Source organism: Hymenobacter tibetensis, assembly GCF_022827545.1.
GTDB classification, from domain to species: Bacteria; Bacteroidota; Bacteroidia; order Cytophagales; family Hymenobacteraceae; genus Hymenobacter; species Hymenobacter tibetensis.
Window position 1 is genome coordinate 4,833,445 of the sequence record NZ_CP094669.1, and the last position, 16,732, is coordinate 4,850,176.

At 51.6% G+C, this 16,732-nt stretch carries 22 protein-coding genes; all 22 read right to left on the reverse strand.

All coding sequences use genetic code 11. The annotated features are described in order from the left end of the window. Positions 1-7 precede the first annotated feature (7 nt). Positions 8-562 (reverse strand): 50S ribosomal protein L6, encoded by a 555-nt coding sequence (gene rplF / locus MTX78_RS19405; RefSeq protein ID WP_243797578.1) that lies wholly within the window; start codon positions 560-562, stop codon positions 8-10. 16 nt (positions 563-578) lie between these two features. Further along, positions 579-977, reverse strand: coding sequence for a 30S ribosomal protein S8 (gene rpsH / locus MTX78_RS19410; protein WP_243797580.1), 399 nt, complete (start codon positions 975-977; stop codon positions 579-581). Positions 978-1,172: 195 nt separating this feature from the next. Then, positions 1,173-1,442 carry a 30S ribosomal protein S14 gene (gene rpsN / locus MTX78_RS19415; RefSeq protein ID WP_022822137.1) on the reverse strand — a complete coding sequence of 90 codons (270 nt, stop codon included), beginning with the start codon at positions 1,440-1,442 and terminating at the stop codon, positions 1,173-1,175. After that, positions 1,442-1,999 carry a 50S ribosomal protein L5 gene (gene rplE, locus MTX78_RS19420; RefSeq protein ID WP_022822136.1) on the reverse strand — a complete coding sequence of 186 codons (558 nt, stop codon included), beginning with the start codon at positions 1,997-1,999 and terminating at the stop codon, positions 1,442-1,444. The genes rpsN and rplE overlap by 1 nt, the downstream gene beginning before the upstream one ends. Positions 2,000-2,014: 15 nt before the next feature. Next, complete coding sequence (gene rplX, locus MTX78_RS19425; protein WP_022822135.1) at positions 2,015-2,281, reverse strand: 50S ribosomal protein L24; 267 nt, start codon at positions 2,279-2,281, stop codon at positions 2,015-2,017. 3 nt (positions 2,282-2,284) lie between these two features. Then, complete coding sequence (gene rplN / locus MTX78_RS19430; RefSeq protein ID WP_022822134.1) at positions 2,285-2,653, reverse strand: 50S ribosomal protein L14; 369 nt, start codon at positions 2,651-2,653, stop codon at positions 2,285-2,287. A 1-nt stretch (position 2,654) separates the two neighbouring features. Further along, positions 2,655-2,945 (reverse strand): 30S ribosomal protein S17, encoded by a 291-nt coding sequence (rpsQ, locus tag MTX78_RS19435; RefSeq protein ID WP_022822133.1) that lies wholly within the window; start codon positions 2,943-2,945, stop codon positions 2,655-2,657. 2 nt (positions 2,946-2,947) lie between these two features. Next, complete coding sequence (rpmC, locus tag MTX78_RS19440; RefSeq protein WP_243797582.1) at positions 2,948-3,160, reverse strand: 50S ribosomal protein L29; 213 nt, start codon at positions 3,158-3,160, stop codon at positions 2,948-2,950. 1 nt (position 3,161) lies between these two features. After that, entirely contained in the window at positions 3,162-3,587 is a 426-nt protein-coding gene (rplP, locus tag MTX78_RS19445; RefSeq protein WP_022822131.1) for a 50S ribosomal protein L16, read from the reverse strand. 37 nt (positions 3,588-3,624) lie between these two features. Next, positions 3,625-4,512 (reverse strand): 30S ribosomal protein S3, encoded by an 888-nt coding sequence (gene rpsC / locus MTX78_RS19450; protein WP_243797584.1) that lies wholly within the window; start codon positions 4,510-4,512, stop codon positions 3,625-3,627. A 5-nt stretch (positions 4,513-4,517) separates the two neighbouring features. Then, positions 4,518-4,985, reverse strand: a complete 468-nt coding sequence (gene rplV / locus MTX78_RS19455) for a 50S ribosomal protein L22 (RefSeq protein WP_022822129.1) — start codon at positions 4,983-4,985, stop codon at positions 4,518-4,520. A gap of 1 nt (position 4,986) precedes the next feature. After that, positions 4,987-5,265 carry a 30S ribosomal protein S19 gene (gene rpsS / locus MTX78_RS19460; RefSeq protein ID WP_022822128.1) on the reverse strand — a complete coding sequence of 93 codons (279 nt, stop codon included), beginning with the start codon at positions 5,263-5,265 and terminating at the stop codon, positions 4,987-4,989. 3 nt (positions 5,266-5,268) lie between these two features. Next, positions 5,269-6,096, reverse strand: a complete 828-nt coding sequence (gene rplB / locus MTX78_RS19465; protein ID WP_022822127.1) for a 50S ribosomal protein L2 — start codon at positions 6,094-6,096, stop codon at positions 5,269-5,271. 41 nt (positions 6,097-6,137) lie between these two features. Next, positions 6,138-6,425, reverse strand: a complete 288-nt coding sequence (gene rplW, locus MTX78_RS19470) for a 50S ribosomal protein L23 (RefSeq protein WP_022822126.1) — start codon at positions 6,423-6,425, stop codon at positions 6,138-6,140. Further along, entirely contained in the window at positions 6,425-7,063 is a 639-nt protein-coding gene (gene rplD / locus MTX78_RS19475; protein ID WP_022822125.1) for a 50S ribosomal protein L4, read from the reverse strand. The genes rplW and rplD overlap by 1 nt, the downstream gene beginning before the upstream one ends. Before the next feature lie 8 nt (positions 7,064-7,071). After that, a complete protein-coding gene (rplC, locus tag MTX78_RS19480) occupies positions 7,072-7,692 on the reverse strand; it encodes a 50S ribosomal protein L3 (protein ID WP_022822124.1) in 621 nt (206 codons plus the stop codon). Positions 7,693-7,980: 288 nt separating this feature from the next. Further along, positions 7,981-8,286 (reverse strand): 30S ribosomal protein S10, encoded by a 306-nt coding sequence (gene rpsJ, locus MTX78_RS19485; RefSeq protein ID WP_022822123.1) that lies wholly within the window; start codon positions 8,284-8,286, stop codon positions 7,981-7,983. A gap of 20 nt (positions 8,287-8,306) precedes the next feature. Further along, positions 8,307-10,451 (reverse strand): elongation factor G, encoded by a 2,145-nt coding sequence (gene fusA, locus MTX78_RS19490; protein ID WP_243797586.1) that lies wholly within the window; start codon positions 10,449-10,451, stop codon positions 8,307-8,309. A gap of 104 nt (positions 10,452-10,555) precedes the next feature. Then, entirely contained in the window at positions 10,556-11,023 is a 468-nt protein-coding gene (rpsG, locus tag MTX78_RS19495) for a 30S ribosomal protein S7 (RefSeq protein WP_206981605.1), read from the reverse strand. An 84-nt stretch (positions 11,024-11,107) separates the two neighbouring features. Beyond that, the gene (rpsL, locus tag MTX78_RS19500; RefSeq protein WP_022822120.1) at positions 11,108-11,536 is read right to left on the reverse strand and encodes a 30S ribosomal protein S12; all 429 of its coding nucleotides are present in this window, start codon (positions 11,534-11,536) and stop codon (positions 11,108-11,110) included. 233 nt (positions 11,537-11,769) lie between these two features. Next, a complete protein-coding gene (locus MTX78_RS19505) occupies positions 11,770-12,108 on the reverse strand; it encodes a DUF3467 domain-containing protein (RefSeq protein WP_243797588.1) in 339 nt (112 codons plus the stop codon). Positions 12,109-12,217: 109 nt separating this feature from the next. Further along, complete coding sequence (gene rpoC, locus MTX78_RS19510) at positions 12,218-16,570, reverse strand: DNA-directed RNA polymerase subunit beta' (protein WP_243797590.1); 4,353 nt, start codon at positions 16,568-16,570, stop codon at positions 12,218-12,220. Between the last annotated feature and the right edge of the window lie 162 nt (positions 16,571-16,732).

Genomic DNA, 16,732 nt, shown 5'->3' on the forward strand with positions numbered 1-16,732 from the left:
TCTGTTATTATTTCGAAGCTGTTTTACCAGCCTTACGACGAATCTGCTCACCCACGAAGCGCACGCCTTTGCCTTTGTATGGCTCAACTTTGCGCAACGAACGAATCTTAGCGGCCACCTGGCCGAGCAGTTGCTTATCAATGCTGTTCAACGTGACAATAGGGTTCTTACCTTTCTCGGTTACAGCAGTAGCGGTTACTTCTTTTGGCAGAGCCAAGAAGATGTTGTGCGAATAACCCAAAGAGAGTTCAAGTGTAGTACCAGCCATTGCAGCTTTGTAACCTACACCTACCAATTCCAGTTTGTGCTCGTAACCAGTGCTAACTCCTTGAATGGAGTTATTGAGGAGCGAGCGGTACAAACCATGCATTGCCTTGTGGCGCTTTTGCTCGGTAGGACGCTCAACTACCAACTGACCGTCGGCTTGTGTAACCGTAATGTCGCGGTCAACCGGAACTGAGAGAGTACCCTTAGGACCCTTTACAGTTACTTCGTTTTCTTTGCTCACTTCAACCTGAACACCGGAGGGCAGGCTGATGGGCAGTTTACCAATGCGTGACATATCTAGTTCTTGTCGATTAGTAAACGTAGCACAGCACTTCGCCGCCCACGTTCTCGGCTTTAGCTTCTTTTTCCGTCATTACCCCTTTCGAAGTAGAGAGGATAGCAATACCCAAACCGCTCAGTACGCGGGGCATGTTGTCAACTGGGGCGTAAGTACGCAAACCAGGTGAGCTCACACGCTCCAGCTTTGTAATAGCTGGCTGCTTGGTGGCAGGGTTGTATTTCAGCGCGATTTTGATCGTGCCTTGTACTGCAGCATCGTCAAAACGATAGCTCTGAATGTAGCCCTTCTTGTAGAGCACCTTCGTGATTTCCTTCTTGATGTTGCTGGCCGGAATCTCTACTACCCGGTGGTTTGCCTTTATGGCATTGCGCACCCGGGTCAGGTAATCGGCAATTGGATCTGTGTTCATTTCAGGGTAAAAAAAGAGGCGCCCTTTTTTAGGGAGCCGCAAAGATATGAAAATTTCACTGCTGCCGAAAGACAGCAGTGAAATTTTCGTTTAAGACTTCTTGGCTCGTCTTTGCGGGAGCGGCCAATGGTTTCTCTCGGCAACCTGCCAAGTATCATTACTTCTAGCAATAGCTAAGAAGCAATAGGTAACAAATTACCAGCTGGACTTTGTTACGCCGGGGATCTTACCTGCTAAGGCCATTTCGCGGAAACGTACACGGCTAATGCCGAACTTACGCATGTAACCACGGGGACGGCCGTCGATCAAGTCGCGGTTGTGCAAACGCACAGGCGAAGAGTCACGGGGCAACTTGTCCAAACCTTCGTAGTCACCAGCGGCCTTCAGCGCCTTGCGCTTCTCGGCGTAGCGGGCAACCAGAGCGATGCGCTTGCGCGCTCTTGCTTTTGCTGATTCCTTAGCCATTAGTCGTTTTGTTTCTTGGCGTTAGCGAAAGGCATACCGAAAGCTTTGAGAAGCTCATAGCTCTGCTCGTCGTTTTCGGCGCTCGTTACGAAAGTAATATCCATACCCGAAATCGACTTAATCTTATCGATCGAAATTTCAGGGAAGATAATTTGCTCCTTAACGCCTAAGGTATAATTACCACGGCCGTCGAAGCCTTTATCGTTGATACCTTTGAAGTCACGTACGCGGGGTAGAGCAACCGTCAATAGACGGTCCATGAACTCGTACATCCGCTCACCGCGCAACGTTACACGGGCGCCAATTGGCATCCCCTCACGCAGCTTAAAGTTCGAAACCGAACGCTTGGCTATAGTTGGAACAGCTTTCTGACCAGTGATAGTCGACAGCTCATCCACACCATTGTCCACCAGCTTCTTGTCAGCTACGGCAGCACCAATACCGCGGTTAATGCAGATCTTGGTGATGCGTGGTACCTGCATGATGCTCTTGAACTGGAATTTCTCCTGGAGCGCCGGTATTACTTCCTTATTATATTTCTCTTTGAGTCGTGCCATTGTCGTCGTACCGAATTAGGCTTTTGGAGCTTCCACTGCCTTCACGTTGCTCACGTGAATACCAGCTTCGATCTTAGTGATGCCACCCTGGGGATTCTTTGCACTTGGTTTGTTGTGCTTAGTAACTAGGTTCAGGCCTTCTACGATAACACGCTCCGTGGTGCGGTTCACCGACTTGATAACGCCGGTTTTGCCTTTTTCATCACCAGCAATAACCAAAACGGTATCACCAGTTTTCACGTGCAGTTTCGCAGGCTTTTTGTCTTTGGTTTTCGTTGCCATTGCTTAGAGAACTTCAGGAGCGAGCGAAACAATCTTCATGAACTGCTTTTCACGCAGTTCGCGGGCTACTGGGCCGAAGATGCGGGTACCGCGGGGCTCATCGTTGTTGTTGAGCAGTACCGCAGCGTTGTCATCGAAACGAATATAAGAACCGTCTTTACGACGAATCTCTTTCTTCGTGCGAACTACAACTGCTTTCGATACAGTGCCTTTTTTAGCGTTACCAGAAGGGATAGCCGATTTGATTGCAACTACAATCTTGTCGCCTACGCTGGCGTATTTCTTGCCCGTGCCACCGAGGACACGAATGCAGAGAACTTCTTTGGCGCCGCTGTTATCAGCGACGGTCAGACGGGATTCTTGCTGTATCATCTTACTTGGCGCGTTCTACAATTTCGACCAATCTCCAGCGCTTGTTCTTGCTCAATGGACGAGTGCCCATAATGCGAACAGTATCGCCTTCGCCACATTCGTTATTCTCGTCGTGAGCCATGAACTTGGTCGACTTGGTAACGAACTTACCGTAGATCGGGTGTTTCATTTTGCTCTCCACTATTACAGTGATGGATTTGTCCATCTTAGCAGAGGTCACGCGCCCGATGATTTCTTTGCGCAGATTCCGCTCAACGGCGGATGTTGCCTGCTGCTCTTCGTTGCTTGCCATCGTTAGTTAGCAGTGTTAGTAGCCTGCTCGTTCTTCCGACGGGTCTGCTCAGTCAGCAAACGGGCGACGTTCTTGCGGCTAGTTTTCAAACGACCTGGGTTTTCCAATGGGGAAATAGCATGCGCGAAACGCAGCGACTGACCATTGGCTTTTTCGGTCTTAATTTGTTCGTTCAGGGCCTCGTCCGAGAGGGCCAGGATTTCAGTGTTCTTCATCTTACTTGCTTTCTACGTAGTCGCGACGAACAACAAACTGAGTCCGAACTGGCAACTTCTGAGCAGCCAGACGGAGCGACTCCTGAGCCACTTCCAGCGATACGCCGTCCGATTCAAACATGATGGTACCAGGCTTCACGCAGGCTACCCAATACTCGGGGGAACCTTTACCCTTACCCATCCGCACTTCAGCAGGCTTCTTGGTAATTGGCTTGTCTGGGAAAATACGGATCCATACTTGCCCTTCACGCTTCATAGCGCGGGTCATAGCGATACGAGCAGCCTCAATCTGGCGAGCCGTAATCCAAGCTACTTCCAACGATTTGATAGCGAAGGAACCGAAGTCTATGGAGCTGCCGCGGAAGGCGAGACCTGTCACGCGACCCTTTTGCATCTTGCGATACTTGGTCCTTTTCGGTTGTAACATGATTTATTAAAATTGAAATTCAGAAGAAGGAAAAGGACTAGCGACGTGGAGCACCACCGCCACCACGGTTGCCGCCACCGGCAGGACCATTACGACGTGGGCCAGCATTGCCACCACCACGGTTGTCACCTGCGCCAGCACCACCGCCGCGGTTCTCACCGCCACGGTCGCCACCCCGGTCACGACGTGGGCCACGGTCACCGCCACGGTCGCCACGCTCACCACGTGGGCCGCGCTCATTACCACCGCGGGTCTCGTTGCCTTGGTTGGCAGGAACCTGATTTGGGGAAAGGTCGGGCTTGCCGAATACCTCACCACGCATCACCCATACCTTGATGCCAATTTTGCCATACACGGTCTGAGCTTCAGACAAAGCGTAGTCGATGTCAGCGCGCAACGTGTGCAGCGGCGTACGGCCTTCTTTGTACTGCTCGGAACGGGCGATTTCAGCACCACCCAAACGGCCACCGCACTGAATCTTGATGCCTTCGGCACCAACACGCATTGCAGCCTGGATAGACATCTTCATAGCACGACGGAACGAGATACGAGCTTGTAACTGCTGAGCGATGCTCTCCCCTACCAGCTTGGCGTCAAGTTCCGGACGCTTAATTTCGAAGATGTTGATCTGAACGTCCTTGCTGGTGATCTGCTTCAGCTCGTCCTTGATCTTGTCAACCTCAGCGCCACCTTTACCGATTACCACACCCGGACGAGCCGTGTTGATAGTGATAGTGATGCGCTTGAGGGTACGCTCGATAACGATGCGGCTGATGCCACCCTTCGGGATACGAGCGAGGATATATTTGCGGATTTTTTCGTCCTCAACTAGTTTGTCGGCAAAGTCCTTGCCGCCGTACCAGTTCGAGTCCCATCCTTTGATGACGCCTAGACGGAAGCCAACCGGATTTACTTTCTGTCCCATAGTGCTTATGCGGAGGCTTGAGCCGTAGTTTCAGTGGATTTCTTGGCTGAGCTACGACGAGTTTTCGTGGCTTTGCCTTCAGTAGTTGTAGCAGCAACAGCTTCAATAGCTGCTTTGCTCCCAATGCGCTCAACTTTTGCGTCAATCACAAGAGTGACGTGGTTGCTACGCTTGCGGATGCGGTGACCACGACCCTGAGGAGCAGGGCGCAGACGCTTCAACTGACGTCCTTCGTCCACGAAAATCTCCTTGATATAGAGATTGGCATCCTCGATGCGCTCGTCTTCGTTTTTCTGCTGCCAGTTGGCCAAAGCCGAAAGCAACAGTTTCTCGATACGCTCGGCACCTGAGTTGGCTTCGAATTTCAGCAAGCCCAAGGCGCGGGTCACTTTCTGACCACGTACCATGTCGGCTACCAAGCGCATCTTGCGCGGCGAGGTAGGAACATTACTTAGTTTAGCTCTTGCTTCCATCTTAGCGTTTGCCTTTATCTTTCTTGGCTACGTGGCCACGGAAGTTGCGCGTTGGAGCGAACTCGCCGAGCTTATGACCGACCATGTTTTCGGTCACGTATACCGGGATGAATTTATTGCCATTGTGCACCGCGAAGGTGTGGCTAACGAAGTCTGGAGAGATCATCGAGCGGCGCGACCAAGTCTTGATGACGGCCTTCTTGCCCGACTCTTCCATCGTCGTTACTTTTTTCTCGAGCCGAAAATCAATGTACGGCCCTTTTTTTAGTGAACGTGCCATTGGTTATTTCTTGCCTTTGCGATTAACGATGAGCTGCTCTGAGTACTTATTCTTGTTGCGGGTCTTCTGACCTTTAGCGAAGATACCGTTACGGCTACGTGGGTGACCACCCGACGATTTACCTTCACCACCACCCATTGGGTGGTCAACAGGGTTCATTGCAACACCACGAACGCGCGGACGACGACCTAACCAACGGTTACGACCGGCTTTGCCGAGACGTACGTTCATGTGGTCACCATTCGATACGGTACCAACGGTAGCCATGCAGGTTACGAGAACCATGCGCATCTCACCAGAAGGCAATTTCAAAGTGGCGTACTTGTCTTCGCGGGCTACAAGCTGAGCATATGTGCCAGCCGAGCGGGCCATTGCTGCACCAGCACCGGGCATCAGCTCGATGTTGTGAACAATAGTACCGAGTGGGATTTCGCGGAGTGGCAATGCGTTGCCTACTTCCGGAGCAACACCTGAACCCGATACAACCGTGCGACCTACTTCAACACCAGCAGGCGCAATGATATAGCGCTTTTCGCCATCGGCGTACTGAAGCAAGGCGATACGAGCCGTGCGGTTTGGATCGTACTCGATGGTCTTCACGGTAGCAGGCACGCTGGCCTTGTCACGCTTGAAGTCCACGATACGATACTTTGCTTTGTGTCCACCGCCGATGTAGCGGTTCGACATTTTACCAGAGTTGTTGCGGCCACCGGAGTTTTTCATGGGTGCCAACAGCGACTTCTCCGGCGTCGACGTCGTAATCTCGTCGAACGTCGGGGCGATACGGAAGCGCTGACCCGGTGATGTTGGTCTTAGTTGTTTGAGTGCCATTACTCTTGCTTAAGGAATTTTCTTTTGCAGAAAGGCGAAGGCTAGATGCCGTTGTAGAAGTCGATAACGTCGCCTTCTTTCACGGTCACGACGGCTTTCTTGCCGTGGGCGCGACGGCCCGAGATGGACCCACCCTTCGTGAACTTAGATTTGATCTTGCCGTTCGTACGCATGGTGCTGATGCCAACAACCGTTACGCCGTAGAACTGCTCGATGTCTTTCTTGATCTGAACCTTGTTCGCAGTACGCTCTACTTCGAAAACGTACTGACCTTTTTCATTCAGGCCCGTGGCCTTCTCGGTCACGATTGGTTTCTTCAGTGTGCTCATTACTCAGCGACGGTATAAAGTTGTTCAAGCGACTTCAGGCCGTCCTCTGACAGCAGCAGCGTGTCCGTGTTCAGCAGATCGTGTGTGTTCAGGGCAACGGGCGTAGCCACGGTTACGCGCTGAATGTTACGAGCCGACAGAACTACGTTCTTGTCTACTTCGCCAGTCACTAGCAACGTTTTCTTGCCGTTGTTCAGCTTGAGGCCGTTTAGGATGCTGAGGAAGTCTTTGGTCTTAGGAGCCGACAGCGTGATGTTTTCCACGAGGGCTACTTTGCCGTCTTTAGCCAAGCTCGAAAGAGCCGATAGACGAGCAAGACGCTTGGTTTTTTTGTTGAGCTTGAAGCCGTAGTCACGGGGCTCAGGACCGAATACACGGCCGCCACCGATGAACACTGGCGACTTCATGCTGCCGGCCCGAGCACCACCGGTGCCTTTTTGCTTCTTCAGCTTCTTGGTAGTACCGTGCACTTCATTGCGCTGCTTCGACTTGTGCGTACCCTGGCGCTGATTGGCCAAGTATTGCTTCACGTCGAGATACATCACGTGCTCGTTGGGCTCCAAGCCGAATACGGCTTCCGGCAGCGTTACCTTGCGACCGGTGTCTTCACCCTTGATGTTATATACTGACAGTTCCATCTTCAAGGTTATTTTTCCAGGACCACGAAAGAGTTCTTGGCACCGGGAATCGAACCGCTCACCAGGATGAGGTTCTTGTCGGCTACCACGCGCATCACCTTCAGGTTCTGCACTTTCACCCGGTCGTTACCCATGCGGCCACCCATGCGCATTCCTTTGAATACGCGCGAAGGCCACGAGCAGGCACCGATAGAACCAGGGTGACGTAAACGGTTGTGCTGACCGTGGGTCTGGCCGCCTACACCAGCGAAGTTGTAACGCTTAACAACACCTTGAAAGCCTTTGCCTTTCGAGGTGCCTACTACGTCAACAAATTCACCTTCCTCGAAGAGGGAAGCGTTGATTTCAGCACCAGCAGCATACGTAGACTCTGCATCGAGGCGAAATTCAACTAATTTTTTCTTGGGGGTAGTACCGGCTTTTGCGAAGTGACCAGCCAATGCTTTGGTGGTGTTCTTTGCTTTTTTCTCGCCGTACCCGAGCTGGATAGCCGTGTAGCCGTCCTTCTCAGTAGTCTTAACCTGCGTCACTACGCACGGACCCGCTTCGATGAGCGTGCAAGGGATGTTTTTCCCGTCCGGAGTGAAGAGGCTTGTCATACCGATCTTTTTACCGATGATGCCAGGCATTCTGTTTTTGTTTAGTAAAAGACGCAGAAGAAAACGCCTGAGTGGCGTTTTCGTAATGGGAGTGCAAAGCTAGGAAATTGTTACGAGAATTAACAACGTCATTCTTAAATATTTTCACTGTCACGACTTTAGCTCTAAACTTATGCTTTGTCATGAGCCTGTTAGTGCCAACTAATTGGGTTTTTCCAACCAGCCTTAAGAAGTATTCATTCCCGGCTTGTAAAAGAAAATACCCTACCAACTCGAAAGTCAGTAGGGTATTACCTAATTAGTCGACAAACTCAGTCCTCAGACTTTGATTTCAACGTCAACGCCGCTTGGCAACTCAAGCTTCATCAGTGCATCTACCGTCTTCGACGAAGTCGAGTAGATGTCAACCAGACGCTTGTATGTGCAGAGCTGGAATTGCTCACGCGACTTCTTGTTCACGTGGGGGGAACGGAGAACAGTGAATTTCTCTTTGTCGGTCGGCAATGGAATGGGGCCGCTTACGATAGCGCCCGTAGCCTTCACCGCCTTCACAATCTTCTCCGACGATTTGTCCACCAAGTTGTGGTCGTAGGATTTGAGTTTGATGCGAATTTTCTGGTTCATGTCTTGTTTGTGAAAGCGGATTAGCGGATAGCGTTACCCTTTTGCTTAGCGATGATGGCGTCAGCCAAGTTTTGCGGCACCTGATCGTAGTGCGAAAAAGTCAAGGAAGCCGAAGCACGACCTGAAGAAATCGTACGTAGCGAAGTCACATAGCCGAACAATTCCGACAGTGGAACGTCAGCCTTGATAACCTGAGCACCACCTTTGGTGTCCATGCCTTTCATGATACCGCGACGACGGTTCAAGTCACCCGTTACTGGACCGGTGTACTCGTCTGGCGAAACTACTTCTACAGCCATGATAGGCTCGAGCAATTTCGGACCAGCTTTCTTACCTGCCTCACGGAATCCACCGCGAGCTGCGAGTTCGAACGACAGAGCGTCCGAGTCAACATCGTGGTAGGAACCAAAGAACAGACGAACACGCATAGCTTCAATTGGGAAGCCTGCCAACGGACCATTCTTCATAGCTTCTTCGAAGCCTTTCTGAACTGGTGCAATGAATTCGCGAGGGATAACACCACCAGTGATGTCGTTCACAAACTCCAAGCCTGGCTTCTCTGGATCAACCAGTTTCGGACCGAGTTCGAATACGATGTCACCGAACTTACCACGACCACCAGTCTGCTTCTTGTAAGTCTCACGGTGTTCAACCGTTTTGGTGAGAACTTCCTTGTAAGCAACCATTGGAGCACCTTGGTTGATTTCCACCTTGAATTCACGACGCATACGGTCGATGATGATTTCGAGGTGAAGCTCACCCATACCTTTCAGTACAGTCTGGCCTGTCTCAGGGTCAGTCTGTACCACGAGGGTAGGATCTTCTTCCACAAGTTTGGCAATCGCCATACCCATCTTATCAACGTCAGCCTGAGTTTTAGGCTCAATGGCGTAGCCGATAACAGGCTCAGGGAACGACATCGACTCAAGCACGATGCGCGACTTCTCATCGGTTAGCGTATCACCCGTCTTGATATCTTTGAAACCCACACCGGCAGCAATATCACCAGCTTGGATCTTGTCGATAGGGTTCTGCTTGTTGGAGTGCATCTGCATCAAACGCGAGATACGCTCTTTCTTGCCAGTGCGGTTGTTGAACACGTATGAACCAGCATCCAGCACCCCGCTGTAGCAGCGGAAGAAGCACAAACGACCTACGAAAGGGTCAGTAGCAATCTTAAATGCCAGCGCAGTAAAAGGCTCATCGTTGTCAGGGTGACGCTCGATTTCCTCGCCGCTGTCGGGGTTAGTACCGATGATAGCAGGCATATCGAGAGGCGAAGGCAAATAGGCCATTACACCATCAAGCATCGACTGAACACCTTTGTTCTTGAAGGCCGAACCGCACATTACGGGCGAGAACTTCATGTCGATAACCGCTTTGCGGATAACAACCATCATTTCCTCACGCGTGATGCTGTCTGGATCGTCAAAGAATTTCTCTAGCAGAACTTCGTCGTATTCAGCAACGCTTTCTACAAGCTTCTGACGCCATTCAGCAACGGTGTCAACCAGATCCTCGGGAACCGGAATCTCATGGTACGATTTGCCTTGCGTGGCATCATCCCATACGATAGCCTTGCCAGTCAGCAAGTCAACAACACCTTTGAAGGTATCCTCGGCTCCGATTGGAATTTGCAGAGGCACTGGGTTGGCACCTAGTTTCTCCTTGATTTCGTTAACGGCTTTGAAAAAGTCAGCACCAGCGCGGTCCATCTTGTTGACGAAGCAAATGCGGGGCACTTTGTACTTGTCAGCCTGACGCCATACAGTCTCCGACTGCGGCTCTACACCAGATACAGCGCAGAACAAAGCAACGGCACCGTCGAGCACCCGCAGCGAGCGTTCAACTTCTACAGTGAAGTCAACGTGGCCAGGAGTGTCAATCAGGTTGATTTTATATTGCTTGGTGTCCGCAGTTGGGTCACCTTGCTCGTTGGTAGGATAATTCCAGAATGTAGTAGTAGCAGCCGACGTGATGGTGATACCACGCTCCTGCTCCTGCTCCATCCAGTCCATCGTGGCAGCACCTTCGTGCACTTCCCCGATTTTGTGGGTCTTACCAGTATAGTAAAGAATGCGCTCCGAGGTTGTGGTCTTACCGGCGTCGATGTGCGCCATAATCCCAATGTTGCGGAGGTATTGCAGGTCTTTGTTAACAGCCATGTCTCTTTATATGAGTGAATGAGAGAATGAGTGAATAAGTGATTGTCGAGTTTGCGGTGTTAACCATAAAACTCAATCACTCATTCACTCAATCACTCATTTTTTTAGAAGCGGAAGTGCGAGAAGGCTTTGTTGGCCTCAGCCATCCGGTGCGTGTCGTCTTTCTTCTTGACAGCAGCACCTTCACCCTTAGCAGCAGCGATAATTTCGCCAGCCAGCTTGTCTTTCATGGTTTTCTCACCACGACGACGAGCGTATTGAATCAACCACTTGGCACCTACCGAAATACGACGGTCAGGACGAACTTCGATTGGAACTTGGAAGGTAGCACCACCTACGCGGCGGCTCTTTACTTCTACAGTCGGCATTACGTTGTTGAGTGCCTTACGCCACATTTCAACGCCACTCTCTTTGGTGCGCTGCTCCACTAGGTCGCAAGCATCATAGAAAATGGTGTAAGCCAGGTTTTTCTTCCCGTCGTACATCATGTAGTTGACGAAACGGGTTACTAGCGTCTCCTTGTATTTAGGGTCGGGCAGGAGGATGCGCTTCTTTGGTTTTGACTTTCTCATGGGTATAGAAATGAGTTGAGGCAAGGGGAAGTGGGATAAGAACCATGTGCTATCCAGCACTTCGCCTACCTCACTCGGTTTCGATTACTTCTTCTTAGCTCCTGGTTTGCCGCCTTTGCCTGCTGCTGCGGCTGGTTGACCTGGCTTCGGACGCTTAGCGCCGTACTTCGAGCGACGCTGGGTACGACCGTTTACACCGGCAGTATCCAGAGCACCACGGATGATGTGGTAACGTACACCGGGCAAGTCTTTCACGCGGCCACCACGAATCAGCACGATGCTGTGCTCCTGCAGGTTGTGGCCTTCGCCTGGGATATAGGCGTTGACTTCTTTGCCATTGGTGAGGCGCACACGAGCTACTTTACGCATAGCCGAGTTCGGCTTCTTAGGCGTGGTGGTGTATACGCGGGTGCAAACGCCACGGCGCTGCGGGCACGAATCAAGAGCCGGCGACTTCGACTTCGTCGTCAGCTTCTCGCGGCCTTTCCGTACTAACTGATTGATGGTAGGCATTTATTGTGTGTTTTGTCAAGGAGGGTTCTCTCCCAAAAAATTAGGCTTGCAAAGGTATAGAAGTTGGGTTAGAATAGCAAACGTGTTGAAATAGTTAATTTTAGAGAAAGCTACCTCTCTATGCTCACTCGTTTTACCAACTCCTTTCCTCTAGAATTCAGCTGTCTATTATCAAAGAAAACGCTCCTGAACATGTTCAGGAGCGTTTCAATTATGGAAGTATTTCGCTGAGGTTACGCCTCTCCCATCTTCCCGCCGAATCCCATTGGATAGTTTGGAACATCCTGTTGGGCTTTGATAGGGCCAAACGATTGCTCATACCGCTCGATGTTTTCGCCGAGTGCAGCATGCAGCCGCTTCGCGTGTTCAGGCGTGATAACAATGCGCGCCTTCACTTTGGCTTTGGGCAAGCCAGGCATCAGGCGAATAAAGTCAACTACAAACTCGCTGCTGCTATGCGCAATCATGGCGAGGTTGGCATATTCACCTTCCGCTATTTCTTCAGAAAGCTCGATGTTGATGGCATTCGGGTCTTGCGAAGCGTTTGGATCGGGTTGCTGGGGTTGGTTCATGTGGGGTAGAATAAAGGCCGTGGGTGTACCGGTTGTTTTTATTAAAGCTGCTAATAAAGAAAAAGCCGGCCGAATTACTCCGGCCGGCTTCTCTACATTTAACTCAGGACTAGTCCTGCACCGATTCGCGACGTGAAGCGCGAGCCGAACGTTTCGTAGGAGCCACAGTGTCCTCGGCTTTGGCCGACTGTTGAGCTTCCATTTCCTCCTTCGAGCCAACAATCTGGCGAGTGTACTCGCGCAGACCGGTACCGGCCGGAATGAGGTGACCAACGATTACGTTCTCTTTCAGGCCCAGCAGTTCGTCAGCTTTGCCACGGATGGCAGCTTCCGACAGTACCTTGGTCGTTTCCTGGAAGGATGCGGCCGAGATGAACGACTGAGTACCCAGCGAAGCCTGCGTGATACCTTGCAAGGTTGGGCGAGATACGGAAGGCTGAGCATCGCGTACTTCTACCAATTGCAGGTCGCGGCGGCGCAAGCTGGAGTTTTCGTCACGTAGGCGACGGGCACTCACAATCTGGCCAGGCTTCAGGTTCGGCGAATCGCCGGCGTTGGTAACCACTTTCATGTCGATGATGGTGTCGTTCTCCTCCATGAAGATAATCTTGTCGATTACCTGGTTTTCGAGGAACGACGTGTCACCGGCATCCAGAATCACAACTTTCTGCATCATCTGGCGAACTACCACCTCGATGTGCTTATCGTTGATTTTCACACCCTGCAAGCGGTATACTTCCTGAATCTCGTTCACGAGGTATTCCTGCACTGCGCCCGGACCCTGAATGCTCAGGATGTCGGATGGCGTGATGGCCCCGTCGGAGAGCGGCATACCAGCCCGGATGAAGTCGTTGTCCTGCACGAGGATATGCTTGGACAGCGGCACCATGTACTTCTTCTTGACGCCGTCTTTCGACTCCACGAAGATTTCACGGTTACCACGCTTCACAGTACCATACGTTACCACACCGTCGATTTCCGACACAACAGCCGGGTTCGACGGGTTACGTGCTTCGAAAAGCTCCGTTACGCGGGGCAGACCACCAGTAATGTCGCGGGTTTTGCCTACGGCACGTGGAATCTTGGCAAGGATGTAACCAGCCTTGATTTTCTGACCGTTCTCTACGTTCAAGTGCGAACCTACTGGAATGCTGTAACCACGCTGTCCTTCCTCTTCACCTTTTTTACCAGGACGAACGATGATGGATGGGTTCTGGTCCTTGGCCTTCGATTCGATGATCACTTTCTCACGGTGACCAGTCTGCTCATCCGACTCTTCACGGTAGGTGATACCTTCCGTGATGGCGTCGTATTGAACAGTACCATCGAACTCAGCCAAGATGACGGCGTTGTAAGGGTCCCAGTTGCAAAGCTCAGCACCCTTCTCCACTTCCTGTCCTTCCTGCACAAGCAGGAACGAGCCGTATGGAACGTGGTTGGAGATAAACACTTTGCCAGTACCCTTCTCAACGATACGTACCTCGCCCGAGCGACCCATCACAACGGTTGCGGTTTCGCCTTCGCCGTTAACAGAGTCCACAGTGCGGATATCTTCGAACTCGACAACCCCAGCAAACTTCGCCTTGATGCTAGCTTCTACAGCAATGTTAGAGGCTGTACCGCCTACGTGGAACGTACGCAACGTCAACTGGGTACCAGGCTCACCGATAGATTGAGCAGCAATTACTCCAACAGCTTCACCTTTCTGGACCATGCGGCCCGACGACAGGTTACGGCCGTAGCATTTGGCGCAGATACCACGCTTAGATTCGCAAGTCAGTACCGAACGGATTTCCACCGACTCGATACCAGCGTTATCTATACGACGCGTGATGTCTTCTACGATTTCCTCACCGGCAGGCAGAATAACTTCGTCTGTCAACGGGTCAACCACATCGTGCACAGCTACACGGCCAAGGATACGCTCTGACAGGGGCTCTACTACATCTTCGTTATCCTTCAAAGCGAAGGTCTCGATGCCGCGTAGGGTACCACAGTCGTTTTCATTCACGATAACGTCCTGCGATACGTCCACCAGACGACGAGTTAGATAGCCGGCGTCAGCCGTTTTCAATGCCGTATCGGCAAGACCTTTACGAGCACCGTGGGTCGAGATGAAGTACTCGATAACGTCTAGACCTTCTTTGAAGTTAGACAGAATCGGGTTTTCAATAATCTCACCTACCGAACCCTGCAACGATTTCTGTGGCTTGGCCATCAGACCCCGCATACCGCCGAGCTGACGAATCTGCTCGCGCGAACCGCGGGCACCGGAGTGCATCATCATATAAATCGAGTTGAAGCCCTGGTCCTCTTTCTCAAGACGGCCCATGAGGGTTTCAGTGATTTGGTTGTTGATGCGGGTCCAGATATCAATAACCTGGTTGTAACGCTCGTTGTCGGTAATCAGACCCATCTGGTAGTTCTGAGTAACGGCCTTCACGTCGTTCTGCGCTTGCAGAACCAGGGCATCTTTCTCTTTCGGGATGTTGATGTCGCCCAAGCCCATCGACAGACCACCTTTGTAAGCCGACTGGAAACCCAGCGTCTTGATGTCATCGAGGAACTGTGCGGTGCGAGCCATGCCAGTCCGCTTGAACACCATCGAAATGATTTGCTGAAGCTTTTTCTTAGTCAGCAATTCATCTACGAAACCTACTTCCGTTGGTACGAGCTGGTTGAAGAGCACGCGGCCAGCTACGGTCTCAATGACCTTGGTTACGAGGTTGTCGTTTTCGTCGCGAACCAACGTGCGCACCTTGATGTAGGCGTGCTTTGACAGCTGGCCTTCATTAAGAGCAATTACAACTTCCTCATCCGAGTAGAACATGCGGCCTTCGCCTTGAATGCTCTCGTCAGCGGTGCTGCGCTTGCCTTTAGTTACGTAGTATAGACCCAGAACCATGTCCTGCGACGGTACCGCAATCGGTGCGCCGTTGGCTGGGTTCAGGATGTTGTGCGACGCCAACATGAGCATGGAGGCTTCCAGAATAGCGGCCGGTCCGAGTGGAACGTGCACAGCCATTTGGTCACCGTCAAAGTCAGCGTTGAAAGCAGTACACACTAATGGGTGCAACTGAATAGCTTTACCCTCAATGAGACGAGGCTGGAACGCCTGGATACCCAAGCGGTGCAAGGTAGGAGCACGGTTCAACAGAACTGGGTGGCCCTTCAACACGTTCTCCAGGATGTCCCACACCACAGCATCCTTGCGGTCTACGATCTTCTTTGCTGATTTTACCGTCTTCACAATGCCGCGCTCAATAAGCTTACGGATGATGAACGGCTTGAACAGCTCAGCAGCCATGTTCTTGGGCAGACCGCACTCGTGCAGTTTCAACTCAGGGCCTACTACAATAACCGAACGACCAGAGTAGTCAACACGCTTACCAAGCAAGTTCTGACGGAAGCGGCCCTGCTTGCCTTTCAGCATATCAGACAGCGACTTCAACGCACGGTTGCCTTCTGCACGCACGGCATTCACCTTACGCGAGTTGTCGAACAGAGAATCTACTGCTTCCTGCAGCATACGCTTTTCGTTCCGCAGAATTACTTCAGGAGCCTTGATTTCGATCAGACGCTTGAGGCGGTTGTTGCGGATGATTACGCGGCGGTACAAGTCATTCAAGTCGGAAGTGGCGAAACGGCCACCATCCAATGGCACGAGGGGGCGCAGTTCCGGCGGAATTACCGGTACCATGCGAATTACCATCCACTCGGGCTTGTTCTCGATACGGGTAGCGGCGTCGCGGAAAGCTTCTACTACACGTAGACGCTTCAACGCTTCAGCCTTACGCTGCTGCGAGGTCTCGTGCGCAGCAGAGTCACGTAGTGAGTAAGAAAGTTCATCGAGGTTGATACGGTCCAATAGGAGTTGCAGCGCATCGGCGCCCATACGGGCAATGAATTTATTCGGGTCCTCATTCGGCAACATCTGGTTCTCCCGGGGGAGTTTATCGATGATGTCGAGGTACTCGTCTTCGGTGAGGAAGTCGAGTTGCTGCACGCCTTCTTCAGCAAGCACACCCGGCTGCACTACTACGTAGCGCTCATAATAGATAATCTGGTCCAGTTTCTTGGTAGGCAAGCCTAGCAAGTAGCCGATTTTATTAGGCAAGGACTTGAAGTACCAGATGTGGGCAACGGGTACCACCAACTCAATGTGGCCCATCCGCTCCCGACGCACTTTTTTCTCAGTCACCTCCACGCCGCAACGGTCGCAGATGATGCCTTTGTAACGGATGCGCTTGTATTTGCCGCAGTGGCATTCCCAGTCCTTTACAGGACCGAAAATCCGCTCGCAGAACAAGCCACCCATTTCGGGCTTGTACGTCCGGTAGTTGATCGTCTCAGGCTTCACCACCTCTCCATTCGACCGCTCCAGTATGGATTCGGGCGAAGCTAGTGAGATTGTGACTTTCGAGAAGTCCTGTACCAGTTTTTTGTTTTTTGCAAACGCCATGTAGAGAAGCTGTTAGCTGTTGGCTTTGTAGGCTATTGTGGATGATTGGCTCTTCTTAAGAAGAGTCCGAAAAACCAAAACAGTTCGACTCTAATAAAAGTGCTCTGCAGACCGGATAGGTACGTCGTACAGCAGGTTTTACTAGGTCTTGACAATACTATG